This window comes from Mesorhizobium sp. LSHC420B00, assembly GCF_000503055.1.
Lineage (GTDB): Bacteria > Pseudomonadota > Alphaproteobacteria > Rhizobiales > Rhizobiaceae > Mesorhizobium.
Genome location: NZ_AYVY01000003.1, coordinates 40,449 through 57,272, shown reverse-complemented (window position 1 = coordinate 57,272; position 16,824 = coordinate 40,449). Strand labels below are relative to the sequence as shown.

Here is a 16,824-nt window from a genome sequence, read left to right as displayed (position 1 = left end):
ACAAAGGTATCCCACGCTTGCCGCAATGTCCGGAGCCTGGGGAATCCACCACGCTGTCCATCTATCTATGTATTGCCACTAGCAGCGGCCGTGCAAGCCTCGCCCACCTGGCAGTGCGGCAAGACTTGCCATCAAAGCTCTCGGCCGCGACCGGTTTTCGGACGCGCATCTCTTGAACCGAACGGCTCGATTCCCCGAATTGGCGGCATCGCCGATCAACAAAAAATTGAAGTCGCTAATAATGTCGTGATCTGCGCATTTGGCTCGTTTTTTCCACAATTCGCCGCATGCCGGATTTTTTTTCTGCTTCCCGTGGGTTAGGCAAACAAGCAGTTCCAAAGCCAGAAAAACGGTGCTTATATGCGGCCTTCGCGAGCCTGATAGAGGGGCTTGGAAGAACATCAGGGAGTGCTCAATGAAAAAGAAACTGACTTTTGCAGCCGCGTTGCTGGCTGCAAGCGTCCTCGGCGGCATGGCCAATGCAAAACAACTGGTCTATTGCTCGGAGGCATCGCCGGCCGGCTTCGACCCGTCGCCATGGAGCGGCGGCAACGACTTCGACGCTTCGTCGCGCACCATCTATTCGCGCCTGGTCGAGTTCGAGCATGGCAAGACCACCATCTCGCCCGGCCTGGCGGAGAGCTGGACGGTTTCCGACGACGGTCTCGAATACACCTTCAAGCTTCGCCCGGGTGTGAAATTCCAGACGACGGATTATTTCACGCCCACGCGCGACCTCAACGCCGACGACGTGATCTTTTCCTTCGAACGCCAGTGGAAGAAAGAAAGCCCATGGTACAGCTACCTGGAAGGCACCGGCTGGGAGTATTTCACCGGCATGGGCTTCCCCGATCTGCTGAAGGAAATCGTCAAGGTCGACGATCTGACGGTGAAGTTCGTGCTGAACAAGCCTGAAGTCGCCTTCCTGCCGGACCTCGGCATGGATTTCGCTTCGATCGTTTCCAAGGAATATGCCGACCAGCTCGACAAGGCCGGCACCAGGCAGCAGTTCACCCAGAAGCCGGTCGGCACTGGTCCGTTCCAATTTGTCGACTATCAGGTCGATGCGGTCGTACGCTATGCGGCATGGGACGGCTACTTTGGCGGCCGCCAGAAGATCGACGATCTGATCTTCGCCATCACGCCCGATCCGGCCGTGCGCGCGCAGAAGCTGAAGGCAGGCGAGTGCGATATCATGTCATACCCGGCGCCGGCCGACATTGCCGGGCTGCAGGGTGACGCGAACCTGAAAGTCGACGAGCAGGAAGGCCTGAACATCGGCTATCTCGCCTACAACACGACGCTGCCGCCCTTCGACAAAGTCGAGGTCCGCAAGGCCCTCAACATGGCGGTAAACAAGAAGGCGATCATCGACGCGGTCTATCAGGGCGCCGGCGCGCCGGCCATCAACCCGATCCCGCCGACCATGTGGTCCTATAACAAGGACATCAAGGACGATCCCTACGATCCGGAGGCGGCCAAGAAGATGCTGGCCGATGCAGGCGTCAAGGATCTGTCGATGAAGATCTGGGCTATGCCGGTCAGCCGCCCCTACAACCCGAACGCCCAGCGCGTCGCCGAGTTGATCCAGGCCGACTATGCCGCCGTCGGCGTCAAGGCGGAGATCGTCAGCTACGAATGGACGGAGTATCGCCAGCGCGGCAAAGCTAAGGATCGCGACGGCGCCTTCCAACTGGGCTGGACCGGGGACAATGGCGATCCGGACAACTTCTTTTTCCTGCTCGGTTGCGATGCCATCGGCCAGTCCAATTATGCGATCTGGTGCAACCAGGAATTCGAAGCCCTGCTGAAAAAAGGCAAGGCGACGACGGACGTCGCCGAGCGCACCAAGATCTACGAGGAAGCTCAGGTGGTGTTCAAGCGTGAGGCTCCGTGGCTGACCATCGCCCACTCCAAGGTCTTCATGCCGATGAACAAGAAGGTGTCGGGCTTCGTTATGGACCCGCTCGGCATTCATCGGTTTGACGGCGTCGACGTCACCGAATAAGTCCTGAGAAATTGAACGGCGGCGCTGGACTTCCTGCGCCGCCGTTCTATGAAGCAAGATGCTCCGTTATCTCCTCCACAAGCTCGCTTTGATCATCCCGACCGTGTTCGGCATATCGCTGGCGGCGTTCGCTTTCGTCCGGCTTCTGCCCGGCGATCCCATTCTGGCCCTGGCCGGCGAGCGCGGCGTCAGCCCCGAACGCTACGCCCAACTCATCGAGCAGTTTGGCTACAACCGGCCTTATGTCATCCAGTACCTGGAATATATCGGCAGGGTCCTGACCGGCGATTTCGGCATATCGATTGCCACCAAGCGGCCAGTGCTCGGCGAATTCCAGGCGCTGTTTCCAGCCACGCTGGAACTGGCGACGGTGGCGTTGATCATCGCCGTCCTGCTCGGCATTCCTGCCGGTATCTTCGCCGCGGTCAAGCGCGGCTCGTGGTTCGACCAGGCGACGATGGGTGTCGCGCTGACCGGCTATTCGATGCCGATCTTCTGGTGGGGGTTGCTGCTCATCATCTTCTTCTCCGGTTATCTCGGCTGGACGCCGGTTTCCGGCCGCATCGGCCTGCAGTATTTCTTCAGGCCGACGACCGGGTTCATGCTCATCGACAGCCTGATCTCCGGCAGGAGCGGCGCTTTCAAATCCGCCGTCAGCCATTTGATCCTGCCGTCCATCGTGCTGGCGACGATCCCGCTTGCCGTCATAGCGCGCCAGACTCGCTCGGCGATGCTCGAGGTGCTGGGCGAGGACTATGTCCGCACCGCGCGCGCCAAGGGCCTGGCGCCGCGCCGTGTCATCGGGCTGCACGCTTTTCGCAACGCGCTGATTCCGGTGGTCACCACCATCGGACTGCAGGTCGGCACGTTGATGGCGGGCGCCATTCTTACCGAAACCATTTTTTCCTGGCCCGGCATCGGCAAATGGATGATCGACGCCATCGGCAAGCGCGACTATGTCGTCGTTCAGAGCGGATTGCTGATCATCGCGCTGATCGTCATGGCGGTGAACCTGATCGTCGACGTGCTCTACGCCGTCATCAATCCGCGCATCCGGGTGCAGTGAGATGACCGACGAATCCGCCGCCGAAGCCACCGCTGCCTCCATCCCGACAGGCGGCAGGCAACGCGCCTTCGCCGAGTTCTGGCACTACTTCTCGATGAACACCGGCGCGGTCATCGGCCTTGTCGTGTTTTCGGCGTTGGTGCTGGTGGCGGTCTTTGCGCCGTTCGTCGCGCCGCATTCGCCCGACGAGCAGTTTCGCGATGCGCTGCTGGCGCCCCCTGCCTGGCAGCAAGGCGGCAAATCGATGTTCCTGCTCGGCACCGATGCGGTCGGCCGCGACATGCTTTCGCGGTTGATTTTCGGGGCGCGTTTCTCGCTGTTCATCGGCCTGGTGGTGGTCGTCTTCTCGCTCACCAGCGGCATCGTGCTTGGCGTGCTCGCCGGCTATTTCCGCGGCTGGGTCGACACGCTGATCATGCGCATCATGGATATTATCCTGGCCTTCCCGTCGCTGCTTCTGGCGCTGGTGCTGGTGGCGATCCTCGGCCCCGGGCTGTTCAACGCCATGCTGGCGATCGCGCTGGTGCTGCAGCCGCATTTTGCGCGTCTCACCCGCGCCGCCGTGATGGCCGAAAAGAACCGCGAATATGTCATCTCCGCCAAGGTGGCTGGTGCCGGTCATCTTCGCTTGATGGTGAGGACGATCTTGCCGAACTGCCTGGCACCGCTGATCGTGCAGGCCACCCTGTCCTTCTCCAACGCCATTCTCGAGGCTGCGGCGCTCGGCTTCCTCGGTGTCGGTGCGCAGCCGCCGACGCCGGAATGGGGCACGATGCTCGCCTCGGCGCGCGAGTTCATCCTGCGCGCGCCTTGGGTAGTGACCTTCCCCGGCCTTGCCATTCTGATCACTGTGCTTGCCATTAATCTGATCGGCGACGGCCTGCGCGATGCCTTCGATCCCAAGCTGAAGAGGTCATAATCCAATGCCTCTTCTCGAGATGAAGAACCTGACCGTTTCCTTCGACACCGCCGCTGGACCATTCATGGCGGTACAAGGCATCGACCTGTCGGTCGAACCGCGCGAGGTGTTGGCGATCGTCGGCGAATCCGGTTCCGGAAAATCAGTGGCAATGCTGGCGGTGATGGGGCTTTTGCCCAACACGGCGACGGTGAGGGCGGACCGCATGGCCTTCGACGGCATCGACCTGCTTAAGCTCGGCCCGTCCGAGCGGCGCAAGATTGTCGGCAAGGACATCTCGATGATCTTCCAGGAGCCGGTCGCCAGCCTCAACCCGTGCTTTACCGTCGGCTTCCAGATTGAGGAGGTGCTGCGCTTTCACATGGGCATGGACCGCGCCCAGCGCCGGGCACGCGCCATCGAACTGATGAAGTTGGTCGGCATCGCCGACCCTGAGGAACGGCTGGGCTCCTTCCCGCACCAGATGTCGGGCGGCCAGTGCCAGCGCGTCATGATCGCCATCGCCATCGCCTGCAATCCCAAGCTTTTGATCGCCGACGAGCCAACCACCGCCCTCGACGTCACCATCCAGAAGCAGATCCTCGATCTGCTGGTCGGCCTGCAGGCCAAATACGGCATGGGCCTGATCATGATCACCCACAATATGGGGGTGGTTGCCGAGACCGCCGACCGTGTCATCGTCCAATACAAGGGCCGCAAGATGGAAGAGGCCGACGTGCTGTCGCTGTTCGAATCCCCCAAGAGCAATTACACGCGCGCGCTTCTGTCGGCGCTGCCGGAAAACGCCGTCGGCGACCGGTTGCCTACTGTTTCCGACATGCTGTTCGAGCCGGCCCCATCTGTAGTCGCAGCCCGATCCGCGGGAGGAACCGCCACATGAGCGTGACGGTAGTCGAAGGCAAGAACATCGTGCGCGACTATCATGTCGGCGGCGGGCTTTTCCGCCCCTCCCGTACGGTTCACGCGGTCAAGGGTGTTTCGTTCAGCGTCGACAAGGGCAAGACGCTGGCCATCGTCGGCGAGAGCGGCTGCGGCAAGTCAACGCTCGCCCGCATCATCACCCTGGTCGACCCGGCGACCTCCGGCGAGCTTTTCATCGACGGCAAGAAGGTAGACATCGCGAGGGACGGCCTGTCGAAGGAAATGCGCCGCAAGGTGCAGATTGTCTTCCAGAACCCCTATGGTTCGCTCAATCCACGCCAGAAGATCGGCGACGTGCTTGGCGAACCGCTGCTCATCAACACCGACAGCACGGCCGGCGAGCGGCGCGATCTCGCCATGAAGATGCTGAAAAAGGTCGGTCTCGGCCCCGAGCACTACAATCGCTACCCGCATATGTTTTCGGGCGGCCAGCGCCAGCGCATCGCCATTGCCCGCGCGCTGATGCTCAACCCCAGCCTCCTGGTGCTGGACGAGCCGGTCTCGGCACTTGATCTTTCGGTGCAGGCGCAGGTTCTGAATCTGCTCGCCGACCTACAGGATGAGTTTCAACTGACCTATGTTTTCATCAGCCACGACCTGTCGGTGGTGCGCTATATCGCCGACGATGTGATGGTGATGTATTTCGGCGAAGCGGTCGAATACGGCTCGCGCGACGAGGTCTTCGCCGACCCCAAGCACAGCTATACCAGGACGCTGTTCGCGGCGACGCCGCGTGCCGACGTCGCCAGCATCAAGGCAAGATTGGCGAAAAAGAAGGCCGCCTGATCCGGCGAGGTTTGCCGGCCGGCTACCGCTTCTCGATCCCCGGAATGCCGGAGATCTGCTCGGCGAGAAAGTCGACCAGCAGCCGCACCCGGGCAATGCCCGCACGCTCCGGAACGATCAGCATGCTCAGCGGGACGGGAGGCGGAAAATAGCCCGGCAGGATAATTTCCAGCCGGCCGGCCGCCAGAAGATCGTCGACAAGCCAGTGGTGGGCGGGTGCGATACCGCGTCCGGCGACAAGGGCTTTGCGCGCAGCAAGCCCATGGTCGACCCGAAATCGGCCGCCAAAGGGCACCGCAAAGCGCTCGCCGCCCGGCCCCTGCAGGGCGAGCGTGTCGCTTCCCGCGATGTTCGACATCCGAATGCCTTCATGGCCAGGCAGATCCTGCGGGACAGCCGGTCTGCCCCGGGCCGCCAGATAGGCCGGCGCCGCCACCAGCAGACGCCGGGACTGACCGAGCGCCCGCAGCTTCATCGAGCTGTCGGTGAGCGGACCGAGGCGAAGCGCGATGTCGACGCCCTCCCGCACAAGGTCGATGCGCTCGTCGGTTAGGCTGAGATCGATGCCGATGTCGGGATAACGGTCCTGAAAGGCGAAGATCAGCCGGCTGACGTGCAAGACGCCGAGCGCCGCCGTGCAGGATATCCGGATCGTGCCAGCCGATGCGCCGCGCGTGCCTCGCGCCTCATCGCCGGCCTGCTCAACGAGGCGCAGGATCTGGACGCTGTCGGCATAGTAACGGCTGCCTTCATCGGTCATCGTGACACGCCGGGTGGTCCTGCTGAGCAAGGGCACGCCGACGGCCTCCTCGAGCTCCCGCAGATGCCGCGTGACCGTCGACTGACCAACTCCGAGCTCGCGCGCCACCGCCGAGAGGCTGCCGCGCTCGGCGACGCGAACGAAGGTGCGCATGCGCTCGAGGGTGACGTCCGATTTATCCATTATTCGGCATTATCTTATACATTTCCTACATATAGTGGATTAGCCGACGGCTGGCTACCTTTGGTGTCTATCGTCCTTCTTCGGAGTAGACCCATGAAAGTCCTGCTTGTTTTTGCTCATCCTGAACCGAATTCGCTCAACGGCGCACTGCGTGGCGTCGCCATCAGGGAGCTCGAGACCCAAGGCCACGAGGTGCGGGTGTCTGACCTCTATGCCGATGGCTGGAAATCCGAGGTGGACCGTGCCGACTTTCCGTCGTGGCCGCCCGAAGCACGCTTCCTGCCGGCCGGCGCCTCCAAAAAAGCTTTTGCGAGCGGCACTCTGACCGATGACGTCAAAGCGGAGATCGACAAGCTGCTATGGGCCGACACCCTGATCCTCCAGTTTCCCCTGTGGTGGTACGCCATGCCGGCGATCCTCAAGGGCTGGGTCGATCGGGTGTATGCCTACGGCTTCGCCTATGGCGTCGGCGAGCACAGCGATAAGAGGTGGGGTGACCGCTTTGGCGAAGGAACGCTCGCCGGCAAGCGCGCGATGCTAATCGTTACCACCGGCGGCTGGGAGGAGCATTATTCCGCCCGCGGCGTCAACGGCCCGATCGACGACCTGCTGTTCCCGATCAACCACGGGATTCTATACTATCCGGGCTACGACGTGCTTCCGCCGTTCGTGGTCTACAGGGTGGACCGTTTCGGGGAGGCCGATTTCGAGCCTGTCGCGGAGCGACTGCGCGAAAGGATGCAGACGCTCGAGACAATCCAGCCCATTCCTTATCGGCAGCAGAATGGCGGCGATTACCTGATCCCAAGCATGCAGTTGCGCCCCGGCTTGGAGAACCCGGGTGCGACCGCCTTCGCCCTTCACGAGGATCGCGCCGGCGCCGCCGGCCAGCCCGATCAGGACAGCCGGGCAATGATGGTGCGAAGCGCCTCGCCGAAGCGCCGGACTTCCTCGATCGTATTGTAATGCACCAGCGAGGCGCGGACGGCGCCGCTGTCCATGCTGAGGTTGAGCCGCTTCATCAGGCGCGGCGCATACATGTGGCCGTCGCGAATGCCGATCTGCATCTCGGCCATCTCCTCGACGATCCTCTGCGGCGACAGCGTGCCGATGTTGAAGCAGAAGGTCGGCACGCGCTCGCGGAGGCGTGCCTCTTCGGCCACGCCGTAGATCGTCGCGCCGCAATCTTTGAGCACCGCCAGCATTTCGCGCGCCAGCACCTGCTCGTAATCGCGAATGGCATTCATACCGGCGACGATGTTGTCGCGGCGCGATCGGTTATTGGCTGGAGCGAAATTGCGGCCGATCGATTCGAGATAGCGCACCGCGGCATCCATGCCGGAGACGTTCTCGTAGATGAAGGTGCCGGCCTCGATCTTATAGGGCGGCTCGTCGGGAATGAAGTCCTCGCGGAAGGTCGGCAGACGCTTCAGCGTTTCGAAGCGGCCCCACAGGAAGCCCATATGCGGCGAGAAATTCTTGTAGCCGGAGCAGACCAGATAGTCGCAGTCCCATGCCTGCACATCGATCAGCCCGTGCGGGCCGTAATGCACGCAGTCGAGGAACACTTCGGCGCCTGCCGCATGCGCGATCCCAGCCACTGAAGCAACGTCGACGATCGAGCCGATCGAATGCGCCGTCACCGTGCAGGCCACGAGGCGGGTGCGCTCGGAGACCAGCGGGCGCAAATCGTCGACATGCAGATTGCCGTCCTCGCGCATCCGCCACCATTTGAACTTGGCGCCGGCGGGTGCCAGCGCCAGCCACGTCGCGATATTGGCATCGTGATCCATGTCGGTGATGACGATCTCGTCACGCTCCCCGTTTGGTCGCTCAGAAAGCATCTGGCCGATGCCGAGGCTGACCAGGCGGATGAACGAAGTGGCGTTCATGCCGAAACAGATCTCCGCCGGGTTGGTGGCGTTGATCAGCAAGGCCACGCTTTCGCGCGCGCCGGCGACGGCTTGATCGACGGTGACGCTGCGGCCGTAGCGGCCGCCGCGCTGCACATTATGCGCGACCAAATGGTTGGTGACCGCGTCGAGCACACTTTGCGGGATCTGCGCCCCGGCGGCATTGTCCATGAAGATGAAGTCGCCGGCCTGCTGCAAGGCGGGAAACATGGCGCGGATCGTCTCGACCGGGAAAGCTGCGGCATCGCCCGTTTTCGAAATCTGATGCTGGTTCAAGGTCGTCTCCTGCGAAGTGCGCTGACAGATTCAGCGGGTCTTTTCGGTTTGAAATCGGCGTTCAAGGAGGCTGACGAGACGGACCATCGGCCAGAGAAAGATGAGATAGACCAGCGCGGCGCCGATCAGCGGTGAGGGGTTGGCATAGAGCGATTGCGCGTTGGTCGCTTCCTTCAGCAGTTCGGGCAGCGCCACGGTGGAGGCGAGCGAGGTGTCCTTGAACATCGAAACGCAGTTGCTGGTCATCGGTGGAATGACGACGCGGATCGCCTGCGGCAGCACGACCTTGCGCAAGGTCAGCAAGAACGGCAGGCCGAGCGCCTGCGCCGCCTCGAACTGGCCGCGCGGAATGCTTTCTATGCCGGAGCGGAACACCTCGGCCGAATAGGCCGCCATGATGATGGCGAACGCCATCACCGCGGAAGTCCAAGACGACAGGCGTATGCCGAGAAACGGCAGCGCATAGTAGATCAGGATCAGCACGACCAGCACCGGCATCGCCCGGAAAATGTCGATGTAGCCGACAGCCAGCAGCCGAAGCGGCTTTGGCGCATAGAGCCGTACCAGGCTGATCGCGAGGCCGACGGGAATACCGATGCCGATGCTCATGATTCCGAGCAGCAGCGTGTTCAGGAAGCCGCGCAGCAGTGCCGGCAGGCTGGAGATCATGACGTCGGCGTTGAAGAAGGTGTCCAGCAGCGACATCGCAGCATTCCCGAAACGTTTGGCGTCCCGCGACGCTCGAGCCCGAGCCCGAAATCCGAAATCGTGCCGGCATCGAAAGCCGGCACGACATTTAAGCGCGAACTGCCGCTCAGGCCTTCGGCATAGGCATTTCCTTGACGGTCGAGGAATCGGCCGGTGCGTCGCTGCCGAACCATTTCTTGTGGATCGCGGCCAGCGTGCCATCCGTCTTCATCGCGGTCAGCGCGTCGTTCAGCTTGCCGAGCAACGGGTGGTCCTTGGTCATCATCAGGCCGTACTGCTCGCCGGTCTTGATGCGCTCTTTTACGGCGAGATCCTTCATCCTGGTGAAAGAATATTCCAGGCCCGGAATATCGCTGACCGCCGCATCGACGCGGCCGGAGCTGAGATCGAGCAGCAAATTCTGCTGCGTGTCGTAGCCCTTGACGTCACTGAACCCGTCCGCTTCCTGGTGCGCCTTGACCCAGGTTTCGCCGGTCGAGCCGGACAGCACGCCGACGATCTTGCCCTTGAGGTCGGCCTCGGCCTTGATTGGGCTATCGGCCTTCGCGGCGATGCCCATGTCGGAATCATAGTAGGGTTGCGTGAACGACTGCGACTTCAGCCGCTCCGGCGTGATGGTGATCGACGAAATGGCGACGTCGATGCGCTTCGAGGTGGTGGCGGCGAACAGCGCCTGGAAACCGAGGTCGGCGATGTCAGTGGTCATGCCGATACGCTTTGCCGCTTCGTTGATGATGTCGACTTCGAAACCCTCGAATGTACCGCTCTCGTTCTTGTATTCAAAAGGCGGATTGGTCGGATAGGCGCCGACATTCAGCGTGCCTTCGGCATAGGCCGGGCCGCCGGCGATGCCGATGGCGGCAGCAACAAGAAGCAGGTTGCGACGGGTGAAGTTCATTTTCGTTCCCTCTGGTTGTGATCGGACGGGTTTGGCCCCGCACGGTTTTGATACGCCAAGTAACCGGACTGCCGGAAAGCCCTCCCGGCACGGCAGTCGTAAGACATCGGATGCTATCCAAAGTACCGCGCTTTTCAAGGCGAAAGTTTTAAGCTTAAAAAATTGCCGCGTGTTGCCATCAGTCCGGAATAACCGCCGTGGCCTGGATCTCAACCTTGGCGCGATCTTCGACCAGCGCCATCACCTGCATGGCGGCCATCGCCGGAAAATGCCGGCCGATCACCTCGCGATAGACCTCGCCGATCCCCTTGAGGTTGGCCAAATATTCCGCCTTGTCGGTAAAGTACCAAGTCATCGAGGTGATATGCTGCGGCATGGCGCCAGCCTCGGCGAGCACGGCGACAATATTGGCAAGCGTCTGTCTCACCTGGCCGACAAGATCGTCGGTCTCGAAGCGGCCCTGTCCGTTCCAGCCGACCTGCCCGCCGACGAAGACAAGCTGCCCACGCGCGGCGACGCCATTGGCGTAGCCGACGGGTTTCGCCCAGCCTTCCGGCTGCAGGATGGTGTGCATATCAAAGCCTCCCAATGCTCAAATCCGGTCGCTCAAAACTCAAAGACGATCAATTCTTCCACACAAACTCCGGTCTCAGGCCGCTCCCATCACTTGCCGTGCAATCACCACCTTCTGCACGTCCGACGCTCCCTCGTAGATGCGCAGCGCCCGGATCTCGCGATACAGTCTTTCGACGATATGGCCCCTGCGGACGCCGTCGCCGCCATGCAGCTGCACAGCCCTGTCGATCACCTCCTGCGCCTTGTCGGTAGCGAACAGCTTGGCCATGGCGGCTTCGCGGGTAACCCGAGCCGCGCCCATGTCCTTGGTCCAGGCGGCGCGGTAGACCAACAAGGCGGCGGCATCGACATCCAGCGCCATCTCGGCGATGTGGCCCTGCACCATCTGCAGCTCGGCCATCGCTGCACCGAACAGCCTGCGCTCGGCCACTCTTTTGATGCTTTCGTCCAGCGCGCGCCGGGCAAAGCCGAGCGCAGCTGCCCCGACCGTCGAACGGAACACGTCGAGCACCGACATGGCGATGCGAAAACCATCACCGGGTTTGCCGATCAGCGCCGAGGCTGGAACGCGGGCATTGTCGAAAGACAGCCGGGCGAGCGGGTGCGGCGCGATCACCTCCAGCCGCTCGGCGATGGTCAGGCCCTTTGTCTCGGCCGGCACGATGAACGCCGAAAGCCCCTTGGCACCGGGCGCTTCGCCAGTACGGACAAAGACAACATAAAAGTCAGCGATACCGCCGTTGGAGATCCAGGTTTTTTCGCCGGATAGGATATAGCTATCGCCGTCACGCGTGGCCGTCATTTCCATATTGGCAACGTCCGAGCCCGAACGCGCCTCCGACAGTGCGAAAGCCGAAATCGCCTTGCCGGCCCGTGTCTTCCCCAGCCAGTGCTGCTGGTCTGGCGTGCCGAACAGGCTGAGCGCGCCGGTGCCGAGCCCTTGCATGGCGAAGGCGAAATCGGCCAGCCCGTCATGCCGGGCCAGCGTTTCGCGCGTGAGGCACAATGTGCGCACGTCGAGTGCTGCAGGGTTTTCGGTGTCGAGCGCTGTCGGTTTCAGCCAGCCATCCCGGCCGAGCTTGGCCACCAGCTCGCGGCAGGCTGCGTCGACATCGTCATGCGCGACCGGCAGGTTCTTGGCGCACCATGCCTCCAGCCGCTCTGCCAACTCGCGGTGATGGTCCTCGAAAAACGGCCAGGTGAGGAAGGAACGGTCAGGCATTTCTGCCTCCACAGTTCTCCGGCCCTGGCGCTCCACGGCGCCCCCCTCTGTCCTGCCGGACATCTCCCCCTCTAAGGGGGAGATTGGCGGCTTCGCTGCCACTGCTCTCCCGGCGATGTTGGAGATTGGCGAAAGCGGGCCTGACATCCAATCTCCCCCCTTGAGGGGGAGATGGCCGGCAGGCCAGAGGGGGGTGCTGTCTTGCCAGCGTGCCCATGGAAGCGATCATCCTCAATCCCCCTCGAACACCGGCTTCTCCTTGGCGACGAAAGCCTTGTAGGCCCGTTCGAAATCGCGGGTCTGCATGCAGATCGCCTGCGCCTGCGCTTCCGCTTCGATAGCCTGGTCGAGGCCCATCGACCACTCCTGGTTCAGCTGCGTCTTGGTCATGCCGTGGGCGAAGGTTGGGCCGGAAACGATGCGCGCGGCCATGTCGAGCGCGTCGGCCTCGAGCGTTGCGGCATCGACCAGCCGATTGTAGAAGCCCCAGCGCTCGCCTTCCTCGGCGCTCATCGTGCGGCCGGTATAGAGCAGTTCGGCGGCGCGACCCTGGCCAATGATGCGCGGCAGGATCGCGCAGGCGCCCATGTCGCAGCCGGCAAGGCCGACGCGGCTGAACAGGAAAGCCGTTTTTGCCTGTGGCGTGGCGATGCGGATGTCGGAGGCCATGGCGATAATCGCGCCGGCGCCGACCGCCACGCCGTCGACCGCCGCAATAATCGGCTTGCCGCAATTCAGCATCGCCTTGACGAAATCGCCGGTCATGCGAGTGAAGGCGAGCAGCGCCTTCATGTCCATCTTGACCAGTGGGCCGATGATTTCGTGGACATCGCCGCCCGAGCAGAAATTGCCGCCATTGGGAAGGAACACCACCGCATCGACGTCGTCGGCGTAGACAAGGTCGCGAAAAGTGTCGCGCAATTCGGCATAGCTGTCGAAGGTCAGCGGGTTCTTTCGCTCCGGCCGGTCAAGCCGGATCTTTGCGATTTTGCCTTCGACCTGCCAGAGGAAATGCTTCGGCTTGCGGCCGGCTATCTTTGCCATTCCCGTCCCTCCCAATTGCTGCGGAAGGAGGTCAGCATGCCGGTCAGCCGGCGCGCCTCGTCCTCGCTCACATTGCCCAGCAATTCGCCGACCCATTTTTCATGCGCGGCGGCGATCACGCCGAAAGTCTTCGATCCCTCTTCCGTCAGCCGTACCATCGAGGTGCGGCGGTCGCCATTGCGTCGGGCTCGCATCACCAGCCCTTCCGAGACCAGCCGGTCGATGATGCCCGTGACATTGCCGTTGGACACTAGCAGGAAGCGCGACAGGTCGCTCATCAGCATGCCCTCGGGCGCCCTGTAGAGCGCGGCCATCACGTCGAAGCGTGGCAGCGTTGTGTTGAATTCTTGCCGCAAGCGTTCGCGCAGCTCGGCCTCGATGGTGCGCGAGGCGCGCAGCAAGCGTATCCACAGCCGCAGGCGGTCCTTGCCGGGTCCGGACGGGGCGGGCAGGGGACCGGCTACCATGTCTCACCTCCGGAGATCGAAATCGTTTGTCCGGTGATCGACCCGGCGGCGTCGCTACACAGATAGAGCACGGCGGCTGCAATTTCCTCTGGCTGGATGAAGCGGCCTTGCGGGTTGGTCTCGGCAAGGCTTGTCCGCGCCTGCTCGGCCGAGCGGCCGGTCGTTTCGACGATGCGCCGAACGGCGCCTTCCAGCATTTCGGTTTCGACGAAACCCGGGCACACCGCATTTACGGTCACGCCGGACTTCGCGGTCTCGACGGCGAGTGCCCGCATCAGACCGACGACGCCATGCTTGGCTGCGACATAAGCTGCAACATAGGGATAGCCTTTCAGTCCGGCGGTGGAAGCGATGAAGATGATACGGCCCGTCTTGCGCGCGGCCATGCCGGCCAGCGCCGGCTTCACCGTCAGGAACACACCGGTCAAGTTGACGTCGAGCGTGCGCTGCCAGTCTGCCAGCGAGGTCCGCTGCGCCGAGGCGCTGCCGGACATGCCGGCATTGGCAACGACGACGTCTAACGGTCCGCGTGCCGCTTCCGCGTCCTCGTAGAGCGACGCCATCGATGCCTCGTCGGTGACGTCGGCGGCAATGGCGAAGATGCGCTTGTTCTGAGCGGCGACCTCGGCAAGCGGCTCCACGCGCCGGCCACAGATGGTCACATCGATGCCTGCGCCGGCCAGCGCCAGCGCGATCGCCCGGCCGACGCCGGAGCCGCCGCCGGTGACCAGCGCATGTCGCCCTGAAATCGCTGCGGCGGAACTCATACTTTCAACCCCGCCGCCGCTTCGCGCTCGGCCAGCCGGTAGAGTTGGTCGCGGCCGGGCAGATAGGGATCCGGCCATTTGACGCCGCGATCGCCAAGCGTGACCGCCGCATGCAGCGTCCAATAGGGATCGGCAAGATGCGGCCTTGCCAGTGCGACGAGGTCGGCGCGGCCGGCCATCAGGATCGAGTTGACATGGTCCGGCTCGTAGATATTGCCGACCGCCATGGTCGCCATGCCGACTTCGTTGCGAATGCGGTCGGAAAATGGCGTCTGGAACATGCGGCCATAGACCGGTCTTGCCACGGCCGAAGTCTGGCCGGCCGACACGTCGCAGATGTCGACTCCGGCTTCATGCAGCTGCCGCGCGATCTCGACCGCATCGGCCGGCGTCACGCCCTCGATGCCGAGCCAGTCATTGGCGGAGATGCGCATCGAGATCGNCCGCCATAGGAGTCGGTGCGCCGGTTGGTCAAGGGTGTGATGAAGGAGGACAGGAGATAACCGTGCGCGGCGTGGATTTCGAGCATGTCGAAGCCGCAGCGCGCCGCCATCTCGGCCGAAGCGACGAACTGCTCGCGCACCGTATCCATGTCGGCGCGGTCCATCGCCTTCGGCACCTGGTTCTGCGGCGACCACGGCACGGAAGATGCCGCCATGACGGGCCAATTGCCCGAGGTCAGCGGCACGTCGGTTCCCTGCCAGCCGAGCCGGGTCGATCCCTTGGCGCCGGAATGGCCGATCTGCGCACAGATTTTGGCTTCGGTTTCGGCATGAACGAACTCGACCAGCCGCTTCCAGGCGACCTCATGCTCGGGCGCATAGAAACCGGGGCAGCCTGGCGTGATGCGGCCTTCCGGGCTGACACAGGTCATCTCGATGTAGAGGAGAGCGGCGCCGCCCTTGGCCCGTTCGGCATAGTGGGCGAAATGCCAGTCGGTCGGACAGCCGTCGACCGCCTTGTACTGCGCCATCGGCGAGACGACGATACGGTTCTGCAGCGCCATGTCGCGCAGCCGGAACGGCGCAAACATCGGCGCGCGACGCAGACTGTTGCCGCCAGCACCGGCCTGACGTTGGAACCATTCCTCGGCGCCGGCCAGCCATTCGGCATCGCGCAGCCGCAAATTCTCGTGACTGATGCGCTGCGAACGCGTCAGCAGCGAATAATTGAACTGCACCGGATCGAGGCCGAGATAGCGCTCGACCTCCTCGAACCATTCGAGCGAATTGCGTGCCGCCGACTGCAGCTTCAGCACTTCGGTGCGGCGGGCGTCCTCATATTTGCGGAAGGCTGCCTCGAGGTCCGGCTCGGACTCGACATAGTCGGCCAGCGCCACCGCGCTTTCCAGCGCCAGCTTGGTGCCGGACCCGATCGAGAAATGCGCGCTCGCCGCCGCGTCGCCCATCAGCGCCAGGTTTTTGTAGGACCAGCGTTCGCACAAGACGCGCGGGAAATTGATCCAGGCCGAGCCGCGGATATGATTGGCATTGGTCATCAGCGCGTGGCCGCCGAGATGGCGGGCAAAGATGCGCTCGCAGACAGCAATCGATTCCTGCTGAGACATCGCGCCGAAGCCGAAGCGTTGCCAGGTCTGCTCGCTGCATTCGACGATGAAGGTCGCGGTATCGCTGTCGAACTGGTAGCCATGCGCCCAGACCCAGCCATGTTCGGTTTTCTCGAAGATGAAGGTGAAGGCGTCGTCGAATTTCTGACGGGTGCCGAGCCAGACGAACTTGCATTTGCGGACATCGATATCAGGCTTGAACACGTCGACGAAGGCGCCCCGCGCTTTCGAGTTCAGCCCATCGGCGGCGACGACCAGATCGTGCGTCTCCATATATGGCTTGGGATCGGCGATGTCGGTCTCGAAGACCAGCTTGACGCCGAGTTCGCGCGCCCGCCGCTGCAGCAGCGTGAGTAGCCGCTTGCGGCCGATGCCGCAAAAGCCGTGACCGGTCGAGACCGTGCGCACGCCGTCATGGATAACGGCGATATCGTCCCAATAGGCAAAATGCTTGCGGATCCAGACGGCGCTGACCGGGTCGTTCCTGGTCAGGTTCTCCAGCGTTTCGGCCGACAGCACGACGCCCCAGCCGAACGTATCGTCGGCACGGTTGCGCTCGAACACCGTCACCTCATGCGCCGCATCCCGGAGCTTCATCGAGATGGCAAAGTAGAGGCCGGCTGGTCCGCCGCCGAGAACCGCAACTTTCATCGTGCGATCTCCTCTTCGCTTCTGTTTGTCGAGTTTACGCCTGAGGAAAATTAATTCAAGCTTGAAGTTTCAAGATTGAAACAATCCGCCCG

Annotated in this window: 15 protein-coding genes and 1 pseudogene; 6 read left to right on the top strand and 10 right to left on the bottom strand. The window is 62.7% G+C overall.

The annotated features are described in order from the left end of the window. The first annotated feature begins 415 nt into the window (after positions 1-415). The 5 genes from X760_RS48060 to X760_RS48040 are packed head-to-tail and all read left to right on the top strand — an operon-like array spanning position 416 to position 5,700. On the top strand, positions 416-2,008 hold the full coding sequence (locus X760_RS48060; RefSeq protein ID WP_023717882.1) for an ABC transporter substrate-binding protein: 1,593 nt from the start codon (positions 416-418) through the stop codon (positions 2,006-2,008). A gap of 58 nt (positions 2,009-2,066) precedes the next feature. Beyond that, on the top strand, positions 2,067-3,074 hold the full coding sequence (locus X760_RS48055; protein ID WP_023676822.1) for an ABC transporter permease subunit: 1,008 nt from the start codon (positions 2,067-2,069) through the stop codon (positions 3,072-3,074). 1 nt (position 3,075) lies between these two features. Next, positions 3,076-3,993, top strand: coding sequence for an ABC transporter permease subunit (locus X760_RS48050; protein ID WP_023717881.1), 918 nt, complete (start codon positions 3,076-3,078; stop codon positions 3,991-3,993). Positions 3,994-3,997: 4 nt separating this feature from the next. Continuing rightward, positions 3,998-4,873, top strand: coding sequence for an ABC transporter ATP-binding protein (locus X760_RS48045; protein ID WP_023717880.1), 876 nt, complete (start codon positions 3,998-4,000; stop codon positions 4,871-4,873). Next, the gene (locus X760_RS48040; protein ID WP_023717879.1) at positions 4,870-5,700 is read left to right on the top strand and encodes a dipeptide ABC transporter ATP-binding protein; all 831 of its coding nucleotides are present in this window, start codon (positions 4,870-4,872) and stop codon (positions 5,698-5,700) included. The genes X760_RS48045 and X760_RS48040 overlap by 4 nt, the downstream gene beginning before the upstream one ends. A gap of 22 nt (positions 5,701-5,722) precedes the next feature. Here X760_RS48040 and X760_RS48035 read toward each other — a convergent pair whose 3' ends face one another. Continuing rightward, complete coding sequence (locus tag X760_RS48035) at positions 5,723-6,643, bottom strand: LysR family transcriptional regulator (protein ID WP_023717878.1); 921 nt, start codon at positions 6,641-6,643, stop codon at positions 5,723-5,725. 93 nt (positions 6,644-6,736) lie between these two features. Here X760_RS48035 and X760_RS48030 point away from each other — a divergent pair, with 93 nt between their 5' ends. Continuing rightward, complete coding sequence (locus X760_RS48030; protein ID WP_023717877.1) at positions 6,737-7,609, top strand: NAD(P)H-dependent oxidoreductase; 873 nt, start codon at positions 6,737-6,739, stop codon at positions 7,607-7,609. Here X760_RS48030 and X760_RS48025 read toward each other — a convergent pair. The 9 genes and pseudogenes from X760_RS48025 to X760_RS79055 form a co-directional block, all read right to left on the bottom strand. Beyond that, positions 7,540-8,832: a cysteine desulfurase-like protein gene (locus X760_RS48025; protein WP_023717876.1), complete on the bottom strand. Its 1,293-nt coding sequence runs from the start codon at positions 8,830-8,832 to the stop codon at positions 7,540-7,542. The genes X760_RS48030 and X760_RS48025 overlap by 70 nt on opposite strands. Positions 8,833-8,862: 30 nt before the next feature. Next, positions 8,863-9,537 (bottom strand): amino acid ABC transporter permease, encoded by a 675-nt coding sequence (locus X760_RS48020; protein WP_023717875.1) that lies wholly within the window; start codon positions 9,535-9,537, stop codon positions 8,863-8,865. A 109-nt stretch (positions 9,538-9,646) separates the two neighbouring features. Beyond that, positions 9,647-10,438 (bottom strand): ABC transporter substrate-binding protein, encoded by a 792-nt coding sequence (locus tag X760_RS48015; RefSeq protein ID WP_023717874.1) that lies wholly within the window; start codon positions 10,436-10,438, stop codon positions 9,647-9,649. A 178-nt stretch (positions 10,439-10,616) separates the two neighbouring features. Then, complete coding sequence (locus X760_RS48010; protein ID WP_023717873.1) at positions 10,617-11,012, bottom strand: RidA family protein; 396 nt, start codon at positions 11,010-11,012, stop codon at positions 10,617-10,619. 75 nt (positions 11,013-11,087) lie between these two features. Further along, entirely contained in the window at positions 11,088-12,236 is a 1,149-nt protein-coding gene (locus tag X760_RS48005) for an acyl-CoA dehydrogenase family protein (protein WP_023717872.1), read from the bottom strand. Positions 12,237-12,467: 231 nt separating this feature from the next. Beyond that, on the bottom strand, positions 12,468-13,280 hold the full coding sequence (locus X760_RS48000; RefSeq protein WP_023717871.1) for an enoyl-CoA hydratase family protein: 813 nt from the start codon (positions 13,278-13,280) through the stop codon (positions 12,468-12,470). Continuing rightward, positions 13,268-13,747 carry a MarR family transcriptional regulator gene (locus X760_RS47995; protein WP_023717870.1) on the bottom strand — a complete coding sequence of 160 codons (480 nt, stop codon included), beginning with the start codon at positions 13,745-13,747 and terminating at the stop codon, positions 13,268-13,270. Before X760_RS47995 ends, X760_RS48000 begins: the two co-directional genes overlap by 13 nt. Then, positions 13,741-14,514, bottom strand: coding sequence for an SDR family NAD(P)-dependent oxidoreductase (locus X760_RS47990; RefSeq protein ID WP_023717869.1), 774 nt, complete (start codon positions 14,512-14,514; stop codon positions 13,741-13,743). The genes X760_RS47995 and X760_RS47990 overlap by 7 nt, the downstream gene beginning before the upstream one ends. After that, a pseudogene (locus tag X760_RS79055) lies at positions 14,511-16,678 on the bottom strand (bifunctional salicylyl-CoA 5-hydroxylase/oxidoreductase). Before X760_RS79055 ends, X760_RS47990 begins: the two are co-directional and overlap by 4 nt. Between the last annotated feature and the right edge of the window lie 146 nt (positions 16,679-16,824).